This window comes from Streptomyces achromogenes (assembly GCF_030816715.1).
GTDB lineage: Bacteria > Actinomycetota > Actinomycetes > Streptomycetales > Streptomycetaceae > Streptomyces > Streptomyces achromogenes_A.
In genome coordinates this window covers 4,444,012-4,467,120 of sequence record NZ_JAUSYH010000001.1, presented here as the reverse complement: position 1 = coordinate 4,467,120, position 23,109 = coordinate 4,444,012, and the positions used below count along the sequence as shown (strand labels likewise).

General features: G+C 69.9%; 20 protein-coding genes and 1 pseudogene. 8 read left to right on the top strand and 13 right to left on the bottom strand.

What is annotated here, in order from left to right:
• Positions 1-332 precede the first annotated feature (332 nt).
• Positions 333-1,811, top strand: a complete 1,479-nt coding sequence (gene dnaB / locus QF032_RS20030; protein WP_057576581.1) for a replicative DNA helicase — start codon at positions 333-335, stop codon at positions 1,809-1,811.
• Positions 1,812-1,924: 113 nt separating this feature from the next.
• Here the strand turns inward: dnaB and QF032_RS20025 are convergent, their stop codons facing one another.
• On the bottom strand, positions 1,925-2,491 hold the full coding sequence (locus QF032_RS20025; protein ID WP_307056901.1) for a dihydrofolate reductase family protein: 567 nt from the start codon (positions 2,489-2,491) through the stop codon (positions 1,925-1,927).
• 320 nt (positions 2,492-2,811) lie between these two features.
• Here QF032_RS20025 and QF032_RS20020 point away from each other — a divergent pair, with 320 nt between their 5' ends.
• Positions 2,812-4,197, top strand: coding sequence for a serine hydrolase domain-containing protein (locus QF032_RS20020; protein ID WP_307056899.1), 1,386 nt, complete (start codon positions 2,812-2,814; stop codon positions 4,195-4,197).
• Positions 4,198-4,307: 110 nt separating this feature from the next.
• Here the strand turns inward: QF032_RS20020 and QF032_RS20015 are convergent, their stop codons facing one another.
• From QF032_RS20015 to QF032_RS19980, 8 genes and pseudogenes are all read right to left on the bottom strand, one after another.
• Complete coding sequence (locus tag QF032_RS20015) at positions 4,308-4,760, bottom strand: GNAT family N-acetyltransferase (RefSeq protein WP_307044467.1); 453 nt, start codon at positions 4,758-4,760, stop codon at positions 4,308-4,310.
• 15 nt (positions 4,761-4,775) lie between these two features.
• Positions 4,776-4,886, bottom strand: a pseudogene (locus QF032_RS20010) (MarR family transcriptional regulator); the annotation flags it as partial.
• Between the two features lie 136 nt (positions 4,887-5,022).
• Positions 5,023-5,889, bottom strand: coding sequence for a GNAT family N-acetyltransferase (locus tag QF032_RS20005; protein ID WP_307056897.1), 867 nt, complete (start codon positions 5,887-5,889; stop codon positions 5,023-5,025).
• 289 nt (positions 5,890-6,178) lie between these two features.
• Positions 6,179-6,661 carry an NUDIX domain-containing protein gene (locus tag QF032_RS20000; protein ID WP_020130685.1) on the bottom strand — a complete coding sequence of 161 codons (483 nt, stop codon included), beginning with the start codon at positions 6,659-6,661 and terminating at the stop codon, positions 6,179-6,181.
• A gap of 88 nt (positions 6,662-6,749) precedes the next feature.
• A complete protein-coding gene (locus tag QF032_RS19995) occupies positions 6,750-7,655 on the bottom strand; it encodes a LysR family transcriptional regulator (protein WP_307056895.1) in 906 nt (301 codons plus the stop codon).
• 227 nt (positions 7,656-7,882) lie between these two features.
• On the bottom strand, positions 7,883-9,040 hold the full coding sequence (locus tag QF032_RS19990; protein WP_307044461.1) for a cystathionine gamma-lyase: 1,158 nt from the start codon (positions 9,038-9,040) through the stop codon (positions 7,883-7,885).
• Entirely contained in the window at positions 9,037-9,576 is a 540-nt protein-coding gene (locus tag QF032_RS19985; RefSeq protein ID WP_307056892.1) for a low molecular weight protein-tyrosine-phosphatase, read from the bottom strand. Before QF032_RS19985 ends, QF032_RS19990 begins: the two co-directional genes overlap by 4 nt.
• A 7-nt stretch (positions 9,577-9,583) precedes the next feature.
• Positions 9,584-9,961, bottom strand: a complete 378-nt coding sequence (locus QF032_RS19980; RefSeq protein WP_307044459.1) for a phage holin family protein — start codon at positions 9,959-9,961, stop codon at positions 9,584-9,586.
• Between the two features lie 58 nt (positions 9,962-10,019).
• On the opposite strand from QF032_RS19980, the gene QF032_RS19975 reads away from it, so the two are divergent.
• The 4 genes from QF032_RS19975 to QF032_RS19960 all read left to right on the top strand — a co-directional run bounded on the left by QF032_RS19975 (position 10,020) and on the right by QF032_RS19960 (position 12,339).
• A complete protein-coding gene (locus QF032_RS19975) occupies positions 10,020-10,337 on the top strand; it encodes a cupin domain-containing protein (RefSeq protein ID WP_107442990.1) in 318 nt (105 codons plus the stop codon).
• 183 nt (positions 10,338-10,520) lie between these two features.
• Complete coding sequence (locus tag QF032_RS19970; protein ID WP_057576557.1) at positions 10,521-10,733, top strand: DUF5326 family protein; 213 nt, start codon at positions 10,521-10,523, stop codon at positions 10,731-10,733.
• A gap of 201 nt (positions 10,734-10,934) precedes the next feature.
• On the top strand, positions 10,935-11,792 hold the full coding sequence (locus QF032_RS19965; RefSeq protein WP_307044457.1) for an IclR family transcriptional regulator: 858 nt from the start codon (positions 10,935-10,937) through the stop codon (positions 11,790-11,792).
• Between the two features lie 100 nt (positions 11,793-11,892).
• Positions 11,893-12,339 (top strand): SsgA family sporulation/cell division regulator, encoded by a 447-nt coding sequence (locus tag QF032_RS19960; protein ID WP_306950448.1) that lies wholly within the window; start codon positions 11,893-11,895, stop codon positions 12,337-12,339.
• Positions 12,340-12,753: 414 nt separating this feature from the next.
• On the opposite strand, the gene QF032_RS19955 is transcribed toward QF032_RS19960, so the two are convergent.
• On the bottom strand, positions 12,754-14,481 hold the full coding sequence (locus QF032_RS19955) for a YibE/F family protein (protein WP_307056890.1): 1,728 nt from the start codon (positions 14,479-14,481) through the stop codon (positions 12,754-12,756).
• Positions 14,482-15,139: 658 nt separating this feature from the next.
• On the opposite strand from QF032_RS19955, the gene thiC reads away from it, so the two are divergent.
• On the top strand, positions 15,140-16,948 hold the full coding sequence (gene thiC / locus QF032_RS19950) for a phosphomethylpyrimidine synthase ThiC (RefSeq protein ID WP_307056889.1): 1,809 nt from the start codon (positions 15,140-15,142) through the stop codon (positions 16,946-16,948).
• 117 nt (positions 16,949-17,065) lie between these two features.
• On the top strand, positions 17,066-18,550 hold the full coding sequence (locus QF032_RS19945) for a VWA domain-containing protein (protein WP_307056887.1): 1,485 nt from the start codon (positions 17,066-17,068) through the stop codon (positions 18,548-18,550).
• 290 nt (positions 18,551-18,840) lie between these two features.
• Here the strand turns inward: QF032_RS19945 and QF032_RS19940 are convergent, their stop codons facing one another.
• From QF032_RS19940 to QF032_RS19930, 3 genes are all read right to left on the bottom strand, one after another.
• Complete coding sequence (locus QF032_RS19940; RefSeq protein ID WP_307056885.1) at positions 18,841-19,734, bottom strand: hypothetical protein; 894 nt, start codon at positions 19,732-19,734, stop codon at positions 18,841-18,843.
• A gap of 203 nt (positions 19,735-19,937) precedes the next feature.
• A complete protein-coding gene (locus QF032_RS19935) occupies positions 19,938-21,023 on the bottom strand; it encodes a metallophosphoesterase (protein ID WP_307044447.1) in 1,086 nt (361 codons plus the stop codon).
• A 668-nt stretch (positions 21,024-21,691) separates the two neighbouring features.
• Entirely contained in the window at positions 21,692-22,804 is a 1,113-nt protein-coding gene (locus QF032_RS19930; protein WP_307044445.1) for a LacI family DNA-binding transcriptional regulator, read from the bottom strand.
• Between the last annotated feature and the right edge of the window lie 305 nt (positions 22,805-23,109).

The window sequence follows — 23,109 nt, the reverse complement described above, 5'->3', positions numbered from 1 at the left end:
TCTGCACAGCCCGTGGACGGGGAAAGCGCAGGCCAGGGGTGTTGGCCGAGAAAAATCGAGGGCTTGTTCACAGGCCTGTCCACCGGGTCGTGCACAGGTTTGGCGGGGTTCTCCACAGCATCAGGGCCGTCGTCCACATGGCCTGTGGATAACCAGATTGGCTGACGGTGCCCGCGGGCCTACCGTGGTCCGGCGCCCGCTCCGTCCGTCGGCCGATGAAAGCTCACAAAACCGACGCACCACAACCGGAGTTGGGCCTCTCAATTGTCAGTGTCGTGCCGTAGAACAGATGCACGGCGAGGTCCGCTCGGCGGACGGGAGGAGGTGGCTCGGTGAGCATTTCCGAGCCCTTGGACGACCCGTGGGCCGACAGCGGTCCCAGTGATCGTCTGCCCGCCTCCCGCCGACGAGGGGACGGAGGCCGTGGACGCGAGGAGCAGCACGAGCGGGGCCGGGACAGCGGCGACTGGGAAGGCGGCGGGACGCCTTTCGAGCGGGTGCCGCCGCAGGACCTCGACGCCGAGCAGTCCGTCCTCGGCGGCATGCTCCTGTCGAAGGACGCCATCGCGGACGTGGTGGAGGTCCTCAAGGGCCATGACTTCTACAAGCCGGCCCACGAGACGATCTACCAGGCGATTCTCGACGTCTACGCCAAGGGCGAGCCGGCCGACCCGATCACCATTGCGGCCGAGCTGACCAAACGCGGCGAGATCAACAAGGTCGGCGGGGCCTCCTATCTGCACACCCTCGTCCAGACGGTGCCGACGGCCGCCAACGCCGAGTACTACGCGGAGATCGTCCACGAGCGGGCGGTACTGCGCCGCCTGGTCGAGGCAGGCACCCGCATCACCCAGATGGGATACGCGGCCGACGACGACGTCGACGAGATCGTCAACCGGGCCCAGGCGGAGATCTACGCCGTCACCGAGCAGCGCACCAGTGAGGACTACCTGCCCCTCGGCGACATCATGGAGGGCGCTCTCGACGAGATCGAGGCGATCGGCTCGCGCAGCGGTGAGATGACAGGCGTGCCCACCGGGTTCACGGACCTCGACTCGCTCACCAACGGCCTGCACCCGGGCCAGATGATCGTCATCGCGGCCCGTCCCGCCATGGGAAAGTCCACGCTGGCGCTGGACTTCGCGCGAGCGGCGTCGATCAAGCACAACCTGCCGAGCGTCATCTTCTCCCTCGAAATGGGCCGCAACGAGATCGCGATGCGTCTGCTGTCCGCCGAGGCCCGCGTCGCCCTGCACCACATGCGCTCCGGCACCATGACCGACGACGACTGGACCCGGCTGGCCCGCCGCATGCCCGAGGTCTCCTCCGCGCCGCTCTACATCGACGACTCCCCCAACCTGTCGATGATGGAGATCCGCGCCAAGTGCCGTCGGCTGAAGCAGCGCAGCGACATCAAGCTAGTGATCATCGACTATCTGCAGCTGATGCAGGCGGGTGGCTCCAAGCGCTCCGAGAGCCGTCAGCAGGAGGTCTCGGACATGTCCCGTAACCTCAAGCTGCTGGCCAAGGAGCTGGAGGTGCCGGTGATCGCGCTCTCGCAGCTCAACCGTGGCCCGGAGCAGCGCACGGACAAGAAGCCGATGGTGTCCGACCTGCGTGAGTCCGGCTCCATCGAGCAGGACGCCGACATGGTGATCCTGCTGCACCGCGAGGACGCGTACGAGAAGGAGTCCCCGCGCGCGGGTGAGGCCGACATCATCGTGGGCAAGCACCGTAACGGCCCGACGGCCACGATCACGGTCGCCTTCCAGGGCCACTACTCCCGGTTCGTGGACATGGCCCAGACCTGACCCGCGCTGTGGTGCAGGATCTCGCGGCTGATGTCCGTCGTCTCATGGGCCGTGTCGTACCGACCGATGTCGTTTACGGCGTCACCGTGAGCCCAGCGCGTGGGTGCTGCTGTTCAGCGCCTCGTCTCGTACCTGGTCAGGACCACGCCGCCGGGAAGCGTCCGCGTCTCCACCAGGTTCAGGTTCACCCAGCTGTCCAGCGCGGTGAAGAACGGCGTGCCGTCGCCCACCAGGACCGGATGGGTGACGATCGCGTATTCGTCGATCAGCCCGGCACGCATGGCCGCCCCGGCGAGCGTTGCGCCGCCGATGTTCATGGGGCCGCCGTCCTCGGCCTTGAGCCGGGTGATCTCGGCGATCGCGTCGCCGGTGACCAGGCGGGTGTTCCAGTCGACCTTGTCGATCGTCGAGGAGAACACCACCTTCGGCGTGTCCCGCCAGTTCCGCGCGAACTCGATCTCCGCCGGGGTGGCGTCGGGCCGCTGGTCGCCGGTCGGCCAATAGGAGCTCATCGCCTCCCACAGCTTGCGCCCGTACAGCGACAGGCCGCTCTCCCGGTCGTGGTCGAGCCACCACTGGAACAGCTCGTGGCTCGGCGGTCCGCTCCAGCCGATGTCGTCACCGGCCGCGGCGATATAGCCGTCCAACGTCAGGTTCATGCCGTAGATCAGTTTCCGCATGGCCGGCCTTCCGTCCGTGGGTGCCTGGCGTATGGACCAGCCCGGTGCGGGAAACTCATCGGTGCGCGATCCGGGCTCGCCGGTAGTCCTCGTGCTGAGGGCTCAGCGTGGTGCACTCGGTCGACTCGGGCAAGCCGCCTGATCTCGATCTCGACCTCGCGGGGAAATGCCGCCGACTGGGACTGATCATGGGCGACAGGGCCGTGAGACGGCCAAGAACGCCCAGGTCACGCGAGAGCGACATGTCACGAGCGGAGAGACCCCGCAGCCCCGGATGAAATGAACTCGACGTCGAGGGTTCCGGCGGGTGGACTGAGGCCATGACGACATCTCAGGAAGGCCTGCTGGCCGGCACCCGGCGGGCGCTGCTCCACCGGATCGCCGTGGCCCAGGCGGAAGGCCGGGCCCCGTCGCTCGTCGCCGCGGTCGTACGGGACGGGCGGGCCGTGTGGCACGGGGCGCGGACCTCGGTCGAGGGACACGCACCGGACGAGAACGTGCAGTACCGGATCGGCTCGATCACCAAGACCTTCACCGCCGTCCTCGTACTGCGGCTGCGTGACGAGGGACTGCTGGGCCTCGACGACCCGCTGGAGAAGCACCTGCCCGGCACCGGCGCGGGCGAGGCCACGGTGGCCGAACTGCTGTCCCACACCGCCGGGTTGGCTGCCGAGTCGCCGAGCCCGTGGTGGGAGCGCACCCCGGGCTCACTGCGTCCCGAGCTCGCTGACGTCCTGGGCGACCAGGGCGCTCCCTGCGCGGCCGGACGGCGGCATCACTACTCGAACGTCGGCTACACCCTCCTGGGCGCCCTTGTGGAGAAGCTCCGCGGCGTGCCCTGGGAAGAAGCGGTGCGGTGTGAGGTGATCGAACCCCTGGGGCTGGAACGCACGGGCGTCCGGCCCGGGGTGCCGGCCGCGGGCGGCTGGGCCGTGCATCCCTGGGCCGACGTCATGCTGCCCGAGCCCGCCGAGGACTTCGGGCGGATGGCCTGCGCGGGACAGCTCTGGTCCACGACCGGCGATCTCGCACGCTTCGCCACCTTTCTGACGCACGGCGACGACCGGGTGCTCGGTGTAGAGACCCTGCGCGAGATGCGGACGCCGTCCGCGCCCGCCGGGCCGGGAGATCTGGCCGAGGGAGCCACCTACGGTCTCGGGCTGCAGATCCAGCAACGGGACGGCCGCCTGCTCATGGGTCACTCCGGGTCGGTGCCGGGCTTCCTGGCGTCCCTCACCATCGGGGTGGCGGACGACGTGGCCGCGGTGGTGCTCGCCAACTGCACCTCCGGCCTCATGGTGTCCCAGGTGGCGTCCGATCTCGTGCGCATCGTCGCCGACGCCGAGCCGCGGATCCCCCAGCCGTGGCGTCCGCTGACGGAAGTCGACTCGGCCGTGCTGGAGTTGGTGGGGCCGTGGTACTGGGGTACGAGCGCTTTCGCCCTTCGCCTCACGGCCGACGGGCTCGTCTCCCTGGGGCCGCTGTCCGGCGGCGGCCGGCGTTCCCGGTTCCGGCCGAACGGGGACGGTACCTGGACCGGCCTGGAGGGCTACTACGCCGGAGAGCTCCTGAAGGCCGTACGGCGGCCTGACGGGAGTGTGGACCACCTGGACCTGGGGTCGTTCGTGTTCACGCGCCAGCCGTACGACGAGGGAGCCGCAGTGCCCGGTGGAGTCGACCCCGAGGGATGGCGGGGGATCGCCTGACCCCCCTGCGAGCGGAACGGGCGGGTGACGGCCGACGAAGAGGAGGTGCCCTGTTTCACGTGAAACAGGGCACCTCCCCGACGTGGTGTTCCGCTTCCGAAGCCCAGGTCTCAGAGGTTCATTTTGAAACCGACGTGTGAGGCCGTGAAGCCGAGTCGTTCGTAGAACCGGTGGGCGTCGGTGCGGGTGCTGTCCGACGTCAACTGCACGAGTTGGCAGTTCTCCCTGCGGGACTCCTCGATCGCCCACTCGATGAACCGTGTCCCCAGACCGCTGCCGCGCTCGTCGGCGTGTACGCGCACTCCTTCGATGATCGACCTCGTCGCGCCGCGCCGGGACAGACCCGGAACGATCGTCAGCTGCAGGGTGCCGACGACGCGTCCCTCGCGTACGGCGACGACCAACCGCTGGTTCGGATCGGCGGTCAACCGTTCCAGAGCGGCCAGATAGGGGCTCAGATCGTCCGGTGACTCGCGCTGGGCACCCAGGGGGTCGTCCGCGAGCATGCCGACGATCGCGGGAACGTCCTCAGCGACGGCGGCTCGTATTTCAAGATCTCCCATGGCGTCACCCTAGATTCATGCGGCGGCAGCGGGTGCCTTGAGCGACTCCACGACCCGGACCAGGGGGGCCAACTCCGGGGTCTCGGCGGCTTCGGCGAGGGCCTCACGCAGGGCGGCGTCGTTGGTGCAAAGCGCCGGGGGAGCGGCTCCGGGCGACCGTGCGTCGTGGTCGCCGAGGGCGCCGGCGACGGACGGCAGGCTGCTGTCCGTCACTGACCGGGCGGTGGACGCCCGGCTCTCCTCCCGGCCGCGCTCCGCTTCGTCAGCCGGCGGCCACGGTCAGTGGAGCGAAACGCCGGCGCCAGTCCCCCGGCAACTCCGGGATGCCGTAGGTCATCACGGAGTTGAAGGCGATCGGCTCCAGGCCCCGTGCTTTCGCCCACGCCAGCAGTTCCTCGTGCCGTACATCGATGTCCGTGCGCAGGGGCCGGTCGGTGCTGTCCGCGAGGGAGGCCAGAAGGGACTGGGCGGTCGTCGTGTCCCGGGCGATCAGCGGGCCGACGACCTGCGTGTCCATGTTGGGCCAGGCCGCGGCGTAGCCGATGATCCGGCCGGCTTCCTCGGCGACCCGGAACTGGTCGGCGAAGGCGGGCAGGCGGGTGATCACGTGCGTGCGGTCGGCTCCGAAGACCTCCTCGTCGAGGCGGAGGATCGAAGGGAGGTCCTCGGCCGTGGCGGCACGGGTGGCGACGCCCGTAGCCGTCACGCCCGGCGTGAAACACCCGCGCAGCATCTCCGCCCGGCCGGTGGCCTTGAAGCCCAGCTCCTCGTAGAGCGGCCGGCCGTTCGGTGTCGCGTGCAGGGTCAGTGGTGTGGTGCCCATCAGGGAGACGATGTGCCGCATCAGGCGCCGACCGATGCCTCGCCGGGCGTGTCGCTCGGCGACCAGCACCATGCCGACGGCCCCGAAGGAGGGGTTGCCGTACGGGCCGTATTCGGTGACGACGCAGGCACTGACGAGGCCTCCGTCGGGGTCGTCGATGCCGTAACCCGTCCCGGCTGACAGGAGAAGACCCCACTTGTGCTCCTCGCGTGGCCACCCCCGATCCTCGGACAAGTCGGCGCAGGCGGCGAGATCGCGGTGCGTCAGACGGCGGATGGGCAGATCAGAGAGGGAAGGAGTCGGCACGCCGTTCAGGCTGTCCGACCAGCGCTGTCGGCGTCCACCCGTTTCCTCTCGAGCGCAGGTGCTTTTGGCCATACCCTGCCCGGGAGCGGGAAGCGACGACATGTTTCACGTGAAACGTGGAACGGCACCCGCGGTGTTCTACGGGTCCCGGTGCCACGTGATCTCAGTGACGGCGATGCGAAGCCGAGTACGACGCTCCTCGGACCGGACCGGACCGGGCCGGGCCGGACCGCTGACGCCCGGTCCCGCACGCCCTGTACCCCGCGTCGCGCGGTGCAGGGTCCGGACGTCAGCCGAGGTCGGGTGCGTGCATGGCGCGGACGCCCTCGATGTTGCCGTCGAGATAGTGCCGCAGTGACAGCGGAACCAGGTGGACGGAGGCGATCCCGACGCGGGTGAACGGCACGCGGACGATCTCGTACTCGCCGGCGGGTTCCTCGATCTCGGGGCCGTGCCGCTGTGCCGGGTCCATGGACTCCAGGCGGCAGACGAAGAAGTGCTGCACCTTCACACCGGTCGCACCGCCGTCGTCGCCGATGTGCTCGACGGTGTCCACGAAACAGGGGACCACATCGGTGATCTTGGCGCCCAGTTCCTCGTGGACTTCGCGGTGCAGGGCGTCCACGACGGTGGCGTCGTCCGGCTCGACCCCGCCACCGGGCGTGACCCAGTAAGGATCCACACCGGGCTTGGTGCGTTTGATCAAGATCAGGTTGTCGCCGTCAAGCAGAACGGCTCGTGCGGTGCGCTTGACCACGGGTCGGACGGTCATGGGAGAAATGTGGCCCGGCTGGTTCCACGTGAAACATCGTGATGCGTGACCGGACCGAGCCGGACTGTGACATCGCACGGAAAAGGCGTCAGCACCACTCGGCAGCGGCCGTCAGCAAGCGCTCGTGTGCCCTTGCCACCTGGGGCACCGCGAGCGTTCCGGTGCGCACGACCAGGACGTAGGTTCGCAGCGGAGGCACCGCCGGCTCATGCAGCGCGACGACCTCACCGCGTTCGAGAGCGGCCGCGCACAGATAGCGCGGCAGCACCGCCAGGCCCGCCCCGGCGATCGCGCAGGCGAGCACCGCGCGGAGGTCGGGAACGATGACGGCGCCCGAGGCCGCCGCGCGGGAGTCGAAGACCGCGGCCCAGTAGCGGGACACCAGGGGAAGCGACTCATGAACCTCGACGACGGGCAGGTTTTCCAGCGCGGACGCGCCCTTGCGGCACAGCTTTCCGGCGTCGATCAGCTCGTCCCACTGGGGCGCGGCAACCAGGACGTGTTCCTCGTCGCACAGCGGGGTGGCCGTGAGGAGCCCTCCGCGTGGTCGGGCCGTACTGATGGCGAGGTCATGGTGCCCGGCGGCCAGGCCCTCCAGGACCTCCTCGGCATTGCCGAAGGAGGCGCGCACGGTGAACCCCTGTCCGTCGTCGAGGGACGGCCCGGTGAGCGCGGGCAGGGCTCGCTCGGCGGTGAACTCGGGAGGTCCGGCGAGGTGCAGCGTGCGCTCGGCGGACTCGTCGTCCAGGCCGGTCTGAGCGATCTCCGCGAGGGCGTCCAGATGTGGAGCGGCCTTGTGGGCGAGCTCGTCGCCGATGCTGGTCGGGGTGACGCCACGAGCCTGGCGCAGGAACAGCGGTCGACCCAACTGCCGCTCCAGAGTCCGGATCTGAGAGGTGACGGCCGGCTGGGACAGGCCCAGCAGAGCGGCGGCGCGGGTGAAGGAGCCGGCCCGGTGCACGGTCACCAATGTGCGCAACAAGGCCAGATCCATGGCGCTTCCTCCTCTTTTCCGACTCCCTCCCGGCTTTGAGGCAGGGCTCAACTATAAATAAGTCGATAGGTCTCTGTCGCCAGAGTGATTGGACACTGACACAGAGTCAACTAGCCTTGTGGACGCGGTTCTTGCCGCGCAGAACCGCGGGCGGTCCGAGCCACGAGGGGGGAGGCTCGGACCGTCCGTCGTGACCGGAGGGCGCGCGGAGGGGGTTCGTAAGCCGGTCATCGCGCCGACTCCGCGAGCGCACGCAGCACGTCCGCCACCAGGTCATCGGCGTCCTCGGCACCCACGGACAGCCGGATGAACCCCTCCGGTACCGCGTCCCCGCCCCAGCGTCCACGCCGTTCCGCGGTGGAGCGGACACCGCCGAAGCTCGTCGCCTCGTCCACCAGGCGCAGGACATCGAGGAAACGCTCGGCACGCGCGCGCGTGGGCAGCGCGAAGGAGACCACGCAGCCATAGCGCCGCATCTGCTGCGAGGCGACCTTGTGAGAGGGGTCGTCCGGCAGTCCCGGATATCGCAGCCCGCTCACCTCCGGCCTCCCCCGCAGCGCCTCGGCCACGGCCAGTGCGCCGGCGCTCTGCCGGTCGACGCGCAGCTGCAAGGTGGCGATCGACCGGTGCGCGAGCCACGCCTCCATGGGCCCGGGAATCGCCCCGACGATCTTGCGCCAGCGCCGTACGGCAGCCATCGGCTCGCCGCTGCGCCCGGTGACGTAGCCGAGGAGGACGTCGCCGTGTCCCGTGAGCTGCTTGGTGCCGCTGGCCACCGAGAAGTCGGCGCCCAGCGCCAGCGGACGCTGGCCGAGCGGGGTGGCCAGTGTGTTGTCGACAGCCACCAGCACGCCGCGCGCGTGTGCCGCCTCGACCAGTCGGCCGATGTCGCACACGTCCAGCCCGGGGTTCGACGGGGACTCGATCCACAGCAGCTTCGCGCCGTCGAGGAGGGCGAGTTGCGCGTCGCCGGCCGTCGGCGCGGTGCGGACCTCGATGCCGAACGCCTCCAGCTGTGCGCGTGCCAGGGGCAGCGCCTGGTAGCCGTCATCGGGCAGCACGACGGAGTCGCCGGCGCGCAGCTGGGAGAAGAGCACCGAGGAGATCGCCGCCATGCCGGAGGCGAAGACGAGCGTCTCGACCCCGTCCTGCCCCGGCGCCTCGAGCTCGCCGATCGCGTGCTCGAGGAGGGTCCACGTCGGGTTCTCGTCGCGTCCGTAGGTATAGGGACCCGTGGGCTCGCCCGGCAGGTGGAAGTGGGCTGCGAACACCGGCCCGGGGAGGGTCGGCTCGTACTTCACGGGCTCGGGCAGCCCGGCCCGCACCGAGCGGGTCCCCTCGCCGTCGCCAGCCGGAGGGCCCCCGCTCGCAGCGGAATCGTTCATGCCACTCGTCCTTCCACCTCGTCCCGTACGGCGGCGAGCAGACCGTCGCTCGCCTCCTCCACCATCTCAAGACACTCCTCGAAGCCGGCCCGGCCCCCGTAGTAGGGGTCGGGGACGTCGAGGCCGGCGTGGGCCGGGCCGGAGGAAGCGGGCGAGGCGGCCCCTGGGTGACGGCCGGCCTCCTGGCGGGCGTAGGACCGCAGCAGCCGTACCTTCGCCGCGTCCTCCTGAGTGGGGGCGAGCCCGCGCAGCGCCCTGAGGTGGCCGGAGTCCAGCGCGATCACCAGGTCGAGGCGGGCGAACCAGGACGGCTCGAACCTCCGGGCCGTGTGGTCGAGGGTGTACCCGTGCCCCGCCAGGACGGCGAGGGCACGCGGGTCGGCGTCCTCGCCCTCGTGCCAGTCACCCGTGCCGGCGCTGTCGACCTCGACCAGAGCGTCGAGGCCGGCCTCCGCCACGCGCGCGCGGAAGACCGACTCGGCCATCGGCGAGCGGCAGATGTTGCCGGTGCAGACGAAACAGACGCGGTAGGTCATCGACCGGTCAGTCCCCGTCCGGCAGGACGACGTTGAGCGCCCAGGACACGACCGAGATGATCAGACCGCCCAGGACCGCGGTCCAGAAACCCTCGACGTGGAAACTCAGGTCGAACGTGTCGGCCAGCCATGAGGTGAGCAGCAGCATCAGCGCGTTGACCACCAGAGTGATCAGACCGAGCGTGAGGATGAACAGGGGGAAGGTCAGCACCTTCACTATCGGCTTGACCAGGGAGTTCACCAGGCCGAAGAGCAGGGCGACAAGGATGAGGGTGCCGATCTTCTTGCCCGTGCTGTCACCGGTCAGGGTGATCTTGTCGAGCAGCCAGACGGCGATCGCCAGGGCGCCTGCGTTGGCGATCGTCTTGACTACGAAATTCTTCATGTGTCTGATCGTGGCAGAGAGATCGGCAACGAGCACCGGACGAGGGCGGACTAGGTCGATGAAGGCATTCCGGTTGGATGAACTGGAGGCGGAACGCGCCGCCAACGATGGGGCCTACCTGCAGTTTCTGCGTGAACGGAACATGTCGGTCGGACTGTACGCGCTCGATGCCGGCACGCATGATCCACAGAACCCGCACAATCAGGACGAGGTGTACTTCGTCGTGAGCGGGCGGGCGTCGATCACCGTCGGCCTGGAGACCACGCAGGTGGCGCGCGGCAGCGTGGTGTACGTTCCGGCGGGCGTCGCCCACAAGTTCCATCACATCAGCGAGGACCTGAGGGTCCTCGTCGTCTTCTCGCCGCCGGAGGGTTGACCGCCTCCGCCTCGCAGCCGAGTCCCGGCCTCGGGGTTCCCTAGGGGATCGGTCAGGGGAGGACAAGGGGTGCGAGGCCCCCGCCGGCACCCCCCTCGGCCCTAGCATCGACGGCAGGACATCGAAATGATCCGGCCCGACAGGGGTGCCGGACTTCGACCGAAGAGGATGAGGGTCAGGGCGATGCAAGAGATTTTCTCGGGACTGCCGTGGTGGGTGAAGTGGGTTGCGGTGCCGGTCATCGCCCTGGTCGTGTTCGGCGGGCTGATAGCCAGCGTCGTCGGGTTCGTGATCGGCCTGCTCTTCAAGCTGCTGGTCTTCGTGGCGCTGGTCGGCGGACTGATCTACGTCGTCCGGAAGTTCCTGTCGAGTTCCTCCTCGCGCAGCGACTGGTGAGCGGTGCGGGAGACCGGTGAGCGGTAACACGAGTCGCCGGTTCCCTCGCCCGGGGGAAGTTTTCCTGACAGCCCGTCTGCATGCGGTGGCAGCCGGTTAAAGTCCGGAACTCGACGCGGGACGACCCCGCGAGAGGCGTACACCCCCACCCGTGTTCCCCGCACGGACCACCCCCTCGCCCTTCGAGAGTGATCCTTGGCCATGGCTGACACCGCATCCGCAGAGCCGCACGCGCCTCCCGACCAGCCGCGCTCCCCGGCGCCTCCCCTCCAACGCCCGCCGAACACCGGGGTTCCCGGCCCGCCGCATCCGGCGGGCACCCTGATCGGCTCGGTGCAGCGCGCCATGCGGCTGCTGGAATCCGTCGCCGAGCACGCCTACGGAGCTCCGGCCAAGCAACTGGCGCGGGAGACCGGCCTGGCACTGCCCACTGCCTACCACCTGCTCCGCACCCTGGTGCACGAGGGCTATCTGCGCCGGGACAAGGGACTGTTCTTCCTCGGCGAGGCCGCCGAGCGGCTCGGCAGCAGCGGAGCGGCGCAGAAACGTCGCAGCACGGTCGCCGACACCCTCGCACAATGGCGCGATTCGATCGGTGTGCCCGTGTACTACGCCCGCTACCGCGAGGGCGAGATCGAGATCATGTGCGTCTCGGACACCCCGGGAAACCCGGCGGTGGAGGAATGGGCCGACTTCCGCGAGACCGCGCACGCGCACGCCATCGGCCAGTGCCTTCTGTCCCAGCTGGACGAGGACACGCGCCGCGACCATCTGGGCCGCTACCCGGCGCAGTCGATCACCCCATACACCGTGCGGGACAACCACGCCCTACTGCGGCGCCTGGAACGCATGCGGCGCATGGACCCCGTCCTGGAGCGGCAGGAGTACGCGCTGGGCACGGTCTGCGCCGCGATTCCGATCACCGTGGGTACCACGGCCGCCACCATGGCGATCTCTCTTCCCGCTCATCACGCCGACCGGTTGCTGCCCGCGGCCCGGGAGCTGCAGAACGAGGTGGGGCGGCTCCTGGGGTCGCTCGCCATCTCTATCAGCATCTGAAAACTCACTCCTTGTGATCTGTTGTGTACTTTCTGCAAGATGCGTGCAGTGTCAGATGGTCCATTCCCGGCCAGTCGAAGGCAAATGACGGGGTAAGGCGATGCGCGAGTCCGTGCAGGCAGTACAGGCAGAGGTCATGATGAGCTTCCTCGTCTCCGAGGAGCTCTCGTTCCGCATCCCCGTGGAGCTGGAATACGAGTCGTGCGATCCCTATGCCGTGCGGCTCACTTTCCATCTGCCCGGCGACGCCCCGGTGACCTGGGCTTTCGGGCGCGAGCTGCTCATCGACGGAGTGGGCAGGCCGTGTGGGGAGGGAGATGTCCGGGTGTCGCCCGTGGAACCCGACGTGCTGGGCGAAGTTCTGATCCGGCTTCAGGTCGGCGGCGACCAGGCGTTGTTCCGCTCCTCGGCGGCCCCGCTCGTGGCCTTCCTCGACCGCACCGACAAAGTGGTCCCGCTCGGCCAGGAGGGTGCGCTCGCCGACTTCGACGCGCATCTGGACGAGGCGCTGAACCGCATCCTGGCGGAGGAGCAGAACGCCGGCTGAGGTGACGGTGACGGAGGGTGCCGGATCGGGATGCCCCGCTGCGGACGGCGTTGCGCAGGAACGGTTCTTCGTCTCCTGGCGGGCGTGGCAGGGTGGGCGTCGCCGGTTCCATGGCAGCCCGCACCGCCCTGCTTGCGCGCCGGACCGCGTCGGCCGTGTCGTTGAGGCCTGCGGGGCGGCCGCAACGCAGGGCGCGCCCGCGCTGTTCGTGCCATCCACGCTGCTCGCACTGCGCGTGCTGCCGGGCTGCCCCCCGTCCGGTTGCCTCCGGTCCGGTTTCCTCCGGTCCGGCCGCTCCGCGGTCCGGCCGCCAGCGGGCCGCCGCCCGGACGACGGACCGCCCGGCCGCGGAACGTCGTCCGGGCGAGGTCTGCGCAGTCGGTGCCGAGGAGGCTTCCCGGTCCGGCGGTTCGATCAGTGCTTGCGTCGTCTGCCCCGGCTGCCCCGGGCCGGGGACGAACCGGCGGGCGCCGCCCCGGCGGAAGCCGTCGATGCCCCTGGAGGCGCACTCTGAGCCGTCGTCGGCGCCGCGGCCGAGGAGGGGCGGTCCGAGGCGACCACGAGGGCCGCCAGGGCCGTCGTGACGGGCACGGAGGCGACGAGGCCGATCGAGCCCACCAGCGTCCGCACGATCTCCTCGGCGACCAACTCGCTGTTGGCGACCGTCCCCACGCTGCTCTGCGCGATCGAGAAGAGCAGCAGCAGGGGCAGCGCCGCACCCGCGTAGGCGAGGACGAGCGTGTTCACCACGGAGGCGATGTGGTCCCGGCCGATGCGGATGCCGGCGCGGTAGAGAGCACGCCAGCCCATCGACGGGTTGGCCTCGTGCAGTTCCCAGACCGCCGATGTCTGGGTGACGGTCACGTCGTCGAGGACACCGAGCGAGCCGATGATGATGCCGGCGAGCAGTAGACCGCTCATGTCGATGGACGGGTACAGGCCGTGGATCAGGCCGGTGTTGTCGTCCGTGTTGCCGGTCAGGAAGGCCCAGTCGATGAACAGCGAACCGAGGACGCCGATCAGCAGCAGCGAGATGAGCGTGCCGAGCACCGCGACGGAGGTGCGGGCCGACAGGCCGTGACAGAGATACAACGCGATCAGCATGATGGCGCTCGACCCCACCACCGCCACGATCAGTGGGTTGGATCCCTGCAGGATCGCGGGGAGAACGAAGAAGTTCAGCACCATGAAGCTGATGGCCAGCGCGATCAGCGCCATGACGCCGCGGAGCCGCCCGACGACCACGACGGCGACCGCGAAGATGATGGCCAGCAACGCCATCGGCACACGGCGGTTCACGTCGGCGACCGAGTACTGGAGGTCCTTCGGCGCGGAGGGCTCATAGGCGACCACGACCTTCTCGCCCTGCTCCAACTGCCGTGACTGGTCGGGCTGGACGATCTCGGTGAACGTGCGGCCCTTGTCGTCACCGGTGTCCACCCGGATCGTGGCCTTCTTGCAGGTGCCGCTCGCCTGCTGTTGGGCGGAGGATCCTTCGGCCGTGGAGGTGTCCCCGGTGGGGGCGTCGCCGGAGGCGTTCACCGACGCGCAGCTCACGCGCAGCACCTTGGTGACCGTGGCCTGCTGGGTCTGCCGGTCGAAGCCGACGCCGGTGCGCTCGTGCGCGGGGGCTCCGCCGGGCCACAGCACCACGAGCCCGACCAGTACCGCGGCTCCGAACGGGATGAGGATGGCCGCGATGACCTTGCGCAGGTGCTGGGAGACGGGGGCGGCGGGACCGTGGCTGTGGCTGTGACCGTGCGTATGCCCGGGCCCGTGTCCGCCGCTCCCGCTCCCACCGCTGCCGTCGCCGTCGGAGCCCAGTCCGGCAACGGCATCGTGACCGTGGTCGGCATCGTGACCGTGCCGGGAGGCATGGCCGTGACCGTGGCCGGACCCTTGCGCGTCGCCGTGGCCGGCCCTTTGAGCGTCGTCGTGGCGGTGCGCGTGGCCGCTGTCGTGCCGCTCGGCGGGGCTGTTTTCCCAACCGCTGTGACGAGGTGGGGCGGGGAAGGGTTCGTGACCGTTGCCTGGATTCTGTCCCCGCCCGTACCCGGACGGCTGCCCCGGCGGGTTTCCCCGCTCGGGTGGGACGTGTCCGTACCCGGCCACGTGTGCGCGGTCCTGGTCGTAGCCGCTCATGGGACCGGGGCCGGTGGGCTGGCCGGAACCCGCCCCGGCCCGCTCTGCCGGGCGGTTTCCCTGCCCGTCCCCGCGACCCTGCGCAGGAGCTCCACCGGGACTTCCGTCCTGGTCGCCCGGAGCCGCACCACGACCCCGACGGCGCAGACCGCTCAGGCCCCCCGACCCGCGGGCGTATCCCGGTGGCTGATCAGGGCCGGAGCCGTGGGGGCGCTCGTGAAGGTGACCGCTGCCGACACCGGTGTCCATGCCGCTGTCGACACTGCGGTCATCTCCGGGGCCGCGTCCGGGGCCTGGTTCGAAGCCGTTGGCGGCACCGGTGCCCGGGCCACCGCCGGGACCGTTTCCGGCGGCAGGCCGGCGGGGCGGCTCAGGCGGTGGGTACGGGGGCTGGTGTGTCGTCACCGCCCGATCATCGCAAGAACGAAAGAGGCCCACTGTTCACCGCGCCACATAAACCGCTAGCGTGGAGCCACCTTTTGCACACGCGGGAGCTCGGAGCACCGGGCTGAGAGGACGCTGACCTCCGTCTTCGCGATGTTTCACGTGAAACGTCTCTCGAATCGAGTGATGTTTTCCATGGGCGTCGGGAGACGGTAGCCGCTGCGTCGACCGCCGAACCTGTTACCGGGTAATGCCGGCGTAGGGAGTAGGTCTCATGACCAACAAGGACGCACGCACGCCTGCCTCCATGCAGGACGTCACCAGCGACAACGCGGTCGACGTCGACGATGTGGAGGGCGGGAGGTCCATCGGCTGGCACAAGGGATACGTCGAGGGCGATCGCCCTGACCTCCGGGTGCCGGTCCGACAGGTGCACCTCACCAACGGCCGGTCGGTCACGCTGTACGACACGTCCGGCCCGTACACCGATCCGCTCGTCGAGACGGACGTGCGCAGGGGACTGCTGCCGCTGCGCGAGAACTGGATCATCTCGCGTGGCGACACCGAGGAGTACGCAGGCCGTCCCGTTCGTCCGGAGGACGACGGCATCAAGCACACCTCGCCCCGTGGAGGGCTGCGCAACCTCGACGCGGTGTTCCCGGGCCGGCCGCGTCTGCCGCGCCGTGGACGGGACGGCAAGGCTGTCACCCAGCTCGCGTACGCGCGCCGTGGGGAGATCACCCCCGAGATGGAGTTCGTGGCCATCCGGGAGAACGTTTCTCCCGAGGTGGTGCGCGAGGAGATTGCGGCGGGCCGGGCCGTGCTGCCGGCCAACGTCAACCACCCGGAGATCGAGCCGATGATCATTGGCAAACGGTTCCTGGTGAAGGTCAACGCCAACATCGGCAACTCGGCGGTGACGTCCTCCATCGAGGAGGAGGTCGAGAAGATGACCTGGGCGACCCGCTGGGGCGCCGACACGGTCATGGATCTGTCCACCGGGCGCAACATCCACACCACTCGCGAATGGGTGCTGCGCAACTCCCCCGTCCCCATCGGCACGGTGCCGCTGTATCAGGCGCTGGAGAAGGTCGACGGCCGCGCCGAGGAGCTGACCTGGGACATCTACAAGGACACGGTCATCGAGCAGGCCGAGCAGGGCGTGGACTACATGACGGTCCACGCGGGCGTCCGTCTCCCGTACGTCCCGCTCACCGCCAACCGCAAGACCGGCATCGTGTCGCGCGGCGGCTCGATCATGGCCGCCTGGTGTCTCGCCCATCACAAGGAGTCGTTCCTCTACGAGAACTTCGAGGAACTCTGCGAGATCCTCGCCGCCTACGACGTCACCTACTCGCTGGGCGACGGGCTGCGGCCGGGATCCATCGCGGACGCCAACGACGAGGCGCAGTTCGCCGAGTTGAGGACGCTCGGGGAACTCAACAGGATCGCCAAGCGTTTCCATGTACAGACGATGATCGAAGGCCCGGGGCATGTCCCGATGCACAAGATCAAGGAGAACATCGACCTTCAGCAGGAGATCTGTGATGAAGCTCCGTTCTATACCCTCGGCCCGCTGACGACCGACGTCGCGCCCGCGTACGACCACATCACCTCCGGCATCGGCGCCGCGATGATCGCCTGGTGGGGCACGGCGATGCTCTGCTACGTCACGCCCAAGGAACACCTCGGTCTGCCCAATCGCGATGACGTCAAGACCGGTGTCATCACCTACAAGATCGCCGCCCACGCCGCCGACCTCGCCAAGGGACACCCCGGCGCGCAGGAATGGGACGACGCGCTGTCCGACGCACGCTTCGAGTTCCGTTGGGAGGACCAGTTCAATCTCGCCCTCGACCCGGACACGGCACGGGAGTTCCACGACGAGACCCTCCCGGCCGAGCCCGCGAAGACGGCGCACTTCTGCTCGATGTGCGGGCCGAAGTTCTGCTCGATGAAGATCTCCCAAGACATCCGTCGGGCTCACGGCGGCAGCAGGGCGGAGATCGAGGAGGGCATGGCGCAGAAGTCCAAGGAGTTCGCGGAGGGCGGGAACCGGGTGTATCTGCCCCTGGCCACCTGACGGCGGGGGTCGACGTACGACCCGGGCCGTCCTGAGGCCCGGGTGCGGTTCACCGAAGTGCCCGGCCGGGGAGGCTCACCCGGCCGGGGACCGGGGTCGCGGTGCTTCACTGGGCTCATGACTGCGCGATCCATGAGCAAAGGCGCCAACCTGGCGGTCGACTCGCACGCCGTTCGTGTGGAACTCAGCTGGTCCGAGGGGGCCGCAGGGCCGGACGTGGACGCCTCGGCGCTGCTGCTGACCGCCGACGGACGGGTGCGGGACGACGGTGACTTCGTCTTCTACAACCAGCCCCGCCATGCATCCGGCGCCGTGCGGCACCTCGGCAAGCAGCGCGCCGGCGGCTTCACGACCGACACGATGGAGGTGGACTTCGGTGCGCTGGAGGGCGTCATCACGCGGGTGGTGCTGTGTGCGTCGGCCGACGGCGGCGTCTTCGGACAGGTCAGCGGTCTGACACTGCGGGTGCTGCACACGGACGGGGGATCCGAACTGGCTCGCTTCGAGATGCAGGCCGATACCGAGACGGCGTTCATCGGCGGTGAGCTCTACCGGCGTGAGGGCCGCTGGAAGTTCCGGGCGGTCGGGCAGGGGTACGCGTCCGGGCTCGCGGGGCTGGCCACCGACTTCGGGATCACGGTGGACGAGGAGCAGGAAGAGGCGCCCGCTCAGTCGACGGCGCCGCCTCAGGTCGGCAGCCCGGGCACGCCGCGGGTCGGCAGTCCGGATGCGCCCAGGGTCGGCAGCGCGGGTGTGCCCCCGGCCGGTCCGCCGGCCCCGCGGGCACCCGTTCACCCGGGCCTGCCGGAGGCGGTCGCCGGGTCCTCGGGTCCCCGGCTGTCCAAGGGTGAGGAGCGGCTTCCCGTGGACATGCGCAAGCGCCTGTCGCTGCGCAAGGAGCAGGTCGCCGTCAGCCTGAGCAAGCGGGGGGCGGCCGGGATCAGTGCCCGGGTCGTGCTCGTCCTCGACGCCTCCGGTTCCATGGCGTTCCTGTACTCCCGGGGGGTGGTGGCGGACGTCGTGGAGCGGATGGCGGCGGTGGTGGCGCAACTCGACGACGACGGCGAGATGCAGGCCTGGACGTTCGCCAGCGAAGCCGCTCGCCTCCCCGACCTGCGTCTGGGGGAACTGCCCGAGTGGCTGCGGCTGCATGTGCGCGGGGGAGAGATGAGCCTGTTCCGGCGCGGCAAGAAGCCCCGCAAGGGGATGGAGCCGGGCCAGGTCGACATGCGCTCGGTCGGCATCCAGAACGAGGAGCAGAAGGCGATCGCGCAGGTCAGGTCCTACGTTCGGGAGAATCCGGCGCCTGTTCCGACGCTGGTGCTGTTCTTCTCCGACGGAGGGGTCTACCGGGACGCAGCGATCGAGCGGGAGCTGCGGGCCGCGGTCGAGGAGCCGATCTTCTGGCAGTTCGTGGGACTCGGGCGGTCCAACTACGGGGTCCTGGAGCGGTTCGACACGCTGCCCGGGCGCCGTGTGGACAACGTGGGCTTCTTCGCCGTCGACGACATCGCCGGCGTCCCCGACCAGGAGCTGTACGACCGGCTTCTCTCCGAGTTCCCCAGCTGGATCACGGCTGCGGGGCAGGCCGGCATCCTCTGACTGCCTTTGACCGCCCTCCGGTCATGGGACGCGCCCCTCCCATCACCGTCCGCGCCTGGGGCCGGGCAGAGGACACCCGAGCCCCCGCCCGGGCGCGGCATCAGAACCTCGGCGCCCCTGACCCGGGCGGTCCCTGGTACCGCCTGAGCCGGTGTCAGTGGGGCCGGCGCTGTCCCGGTTCCGGCCGTCCCGGCCCTCGGGCGTCGCACCGTCCTCGGCCCGCGCTCCCGGCATCGGGTGGCGGACCTGACGGCGCGGCGGCCGGGTCGCCGGGGCGTGAACCGGACGCCCTACTCCGGCTGGTGGTCCGGTCCGCCGAAGTCCGGGCTGGAGTAGTCCGGGCTGCTGAAACTGGGCCGTGAGCCGGCCGAGCGGCCGTCGTCGGGGCTGCTGAAGCCCGGGCGGTCGTAGCCGATCTTCGGGAGGCGGCTGACGGGCGCGGGCGGAACCGGGTCGCTGTGCACGGGGGTCACCGCACCGGGAGCGGCGAGCGCCTCCCGGAGGAACGGCAGGATGCCGCGTTCCAGCAGGGCTTCCCGCCAGGCCTCTCTGGCCTGGTCCACCTCTTCGCTCAGTTCGCTGTACGGTCCGGCCTCCAGGGAGGGCCGGTTGCGCAGGGCGGTGAGCAGCAGCGCGACGGTGGCGACCAGGATCGCGGCCGCGGCGACGGCCCCGAAGGCCCAGCCCGCCGTGAGCATCGTCCGGGCGAACGCCTGTTGGGGGTCGAGCACTCTGAGGATGTAGCCGACGAGGAGGAATATCGCCGCGGCGGTCCCGGCGAGGACGGGGGTGAGGACGGCGGCGACCGCGCCGGCGCCGGCGGCTTCGGCGGCCTGGGCCGCCTCCCCCATGCTGGTGGCGATGCCCATGGCGGTCGCGCCCGGCTCCGCGGGGCCGGTCCCTGCGGAGGACGAGGGGCCCGACACGGTCGTCGGGTTCGTCGGCGCGGGGTGGCGCAGTTCCTCGCGGATCTTCACGTAGTGCTGGTATTCGGCCGCCGCGGCCACCGCGATGAGCGCGGAGGCGTTGAGGGCCATGGTGCGCAGTTGTTCGGGGTTGAGCCGCTGTCCGACAGCAGCCAGTTCCGGGTGGTGTGGGGCGGAGCGCAGCGCCTCGTCGAGGACCCGCTCGTACTCCTGGCGGTCCTCGCTGTGCAGGTGCTGCGGAACGCTGTTCATGTGCATCCCCCGATGCTCCGTAGGGCTTGGGGCTCGCATGCCAACGAGCCGTCGGGCAGAAACGGAGGGGAGCCTGCTACGGATGAACCGATGGTAGAGCGGCGACGGCATGGCGTGACAGGGGGTTTGCCGAAATTGGCCCCTGACCTGCGGCCCTGCCGACGGGTCGACAGCGGCATGGGTGACGCACCGCGAGCATCCCGTAACGCTCAGATACCCAAGGGCAATTGCTGGACCAGGAGTTTCCCGGCCATCGTCACGCCGCCGTCCATCGCGATGGCCAGCCCGTCGGCGTAGACGTGCGGTCCTTCGACATGCGGCCCGCTGTTGTCCTCGCCCTCCTCGGAGCCGACTTCGCCGAGCAGGTAGGGAATCGGGCTGTGGCCGTGAACGATGCGGGTGCCGCCGTACGTATCGAGGAGGGAGCGCACGGCGTCGGCGCCGCCCTCGTCGCGGAAGGAGAAACGCTTCGTGAACTTGCGGAACAGATCCCACACCTCGTCCGCGTCGTTACGCGTGATCGTTTCGCGGACGGTGTCGTTGACCGCCTCGATCGAGTCGCCGTAGTCGAGGTAGGCGGTGGTGTCGGAGTGGACGAGCAGATGACCGTCGACCTCCTCCATGGCGTCCAGACGGGACATCCACTGCAGGTGGTGGTCCTGGAGCCGGTCCATGTCGTACTTCTGGCCGCCGTTGAGCAGCCAGGCCGCCTGGAAGGTGGCGGTGCCCGCGCCGGAGTTGACCGGGGTGTCGCCGAACCGCTTGGCACCGAGCAGCAGCAGTTCGTGGTTGCCCATGAGCGCCTTGCAGTACCCCCCGGCCGCGGCGGCTTCGGCGGACAGCCGCATGACGAGGTCGATGACGCCGATGCCGTCCGGACCGCGGTCGGTGAAGTCGCCGAGGAACCAGAGGCGGGCCGTGCCCGCGCACCAGTTGCCGGCGGCGTCGACCAGGCCCTTCTCCCGCAGAGCGGCCATCAGGTCGTCGAGGTAGCCGTGCACGTCGCCGACGACGAACAGCGGGCCCGGGCCGGTCGCGGTCACCGAGGCCTGCACGGCCGTCGGGTCCACGCTCACCTGGAGGGTGTCGCCGCGACGGTTGATGACGGGCAGGTCGCGCTGGGTCGGCGTGTAGCCGTCCGGGTGCTCGAGCGGCTCCTCGAGAGGCGGTGCGGCGTTCCCGGGATGGATGTCGTGGTCGTACGGACCGGTCTCGTTGACGTACGCGGGCACCCGGAAGTCACGCAACGTCGCCGTCCGCTCCACCTCGGGTCCCTGACCGGCCCCCTGAGTCATCAGACCCCTCCACCATCGCGCCGCATCTGCACCCTTCGGGCTGCCTGGTCGCAGCGGCCCGCGGTGCCGTGCGCCCATCATAGGAATGCGGATCGCGCCGTGTGATGACCCAGGGGTGGGGAATCGAGACGCGGCTCCGGTTCGTCGCGGCTTTCGCCCCGATTGGCCCGGGCTTCGGCAGTCCCCGCCCATCCCACGCACACCGTGTCCGCACCACGGCACCACCGGATGGCTCCGCCGGTCGGCGGGGTCGGCGCCCGATGGGGGACCGGTGAGGCGCAGTGCGTCGGCCGGGGCGCATGTGACTTCGGTGACTGCTGAGGACGGGTGGCCACAGAGGACGAAGTGAAGCAACGTGACAAGTGAAGAGCGGGAGAGCTGCCCGGGTCTGCCGCACCGGCCGGCCGGGACCATGGTCCCTGTCTGACGGGCCGTCGGGCACTCCGTCGTCCGAGGCGTTGCCCGCCCGCCGGAAAACGCCCGTACGTGCTGCGCGCTCACCGGCGTTGACGCGACGCGGCCCACCCCGGGACCGAGTCCCGCGCCCCGGGTTCACCCGCTCGGCACGCATCCGCTCGGCACGCACCCGCTCGGCACGCACCCGCTCGGCACGCACCCACTCGGCACGCACCCACTCGGCACGCACGCCCCCCGGCGGGTCGTCCCGCTCACCCCTTCTCGGGTGCCCGGGGCGGGCTGACCGTCGTGCGGGGCGGGCGGCGCTGGGACGACGTGCGCACCATCAGCTCGGTCGGTATCACCTGCTCGACCGTCCGTTCCGACTCCACGCCCTCGATCGCGTCGATGAGGAGCTGCACCACCGCCGTCCCGATGCGTCGCGGCTTGAGGGAGAGGGTGGTCACGGGCGGCTCGGTGTTGGCGTACACCGTGGACTCGCTGCAGCAGACGATCAGCAGCTCCTCCGGGACGCGCAGCCCGTAGCGGCGGGCGGCGGCGAGGAGGTCGGTGCCGTTGGGGTCGAACAGGCCGTAGACGGCGTCGGGGCGGTCCGGGCGGGCCAGCAGTCGGTCGGCGGCCACGGCGCCCGCGCACGGGTCGTGGGCGGGGTAGGCCTCGTAGACGGGGTCCTGGCCCACCCGCTCGCACCACTGGAGGTAGGCGCTGGTCGACAGGTGCGTGTAGGTGTCGGTCGTGGTGCCGGTGAGCAGGCCGATGCGGCGGGCGCCGGCGTCGGCCAGGTGGTCGAGGATGTCGAGGACGGCCGCCTCGTGGTCGTTGTCCACCCACGCGGTGACCGGGAGCGTGCCGGCCGGGCGGCCGTCGGAGACGACCGGTAAACCCTGCCGGACCAGCTCGCTGACCACCGGATCCTGGTCGGAGGGGTCGATGACGACCGTGCCGTCCAGGGCGACGTTCGACCACACGTCGTGGCGCGAGGTCGCGGGGAGGATGACGAGTGCGTAGCCGCGGGCCAGCGCGGCCGACGTGGCGGCCCGCGCCATCTCCGCGAAGTACGCGAACTCGGTGAAGGTGAAAGGTTCATCCCCGTACGTGGTCACGGTCAGGCCGATGAGGCCCGACTTGCCGGTACGGAGGGTTCGGGCGGCCGCGGAGGGGCGGTAGCCCAGTCGGTCGGCGACCTCGCGGACATGGCGTCGGGTGGCGTCGGGGAGCCTGCCCTTGCCGTTGAGGGCGTCCGAGACGGTCGTGATGGACACTCCGGCGGCGGCGGCCACGTCCCTGATGCCCGCCCGGCCCGGCCGGCTGCCTCGGCGTGAGGTTTCCGCGCGGCTCACCTGGTGCTTCCCTGCTGCTGTCATGGCGAGCCGATAGTAGGGCTCATTCGGTGGGGTAGGGCGGACGCATATGCACGCATTGACAGGCACGTTTCTGCAAGGCGATAGGGGGTCAAGTGCGCTAGAAACAAAGTCAGTTGGCGGTTTCAACCCCAGGACGTGACGTGTCGGCGCGGATGAGCCTGCCAACGCACCGATGTTTCGAAGAGGTCTCAACTCACCTGCACGAGGGATGCGCGCCACGGCGTGAGCCACCGGCGCATAGATATATGCACGGCGCGCCCCCGGGTGTCCACCCCTTCGTCCGCCTTCGTCCCCAGAAGTCGCGG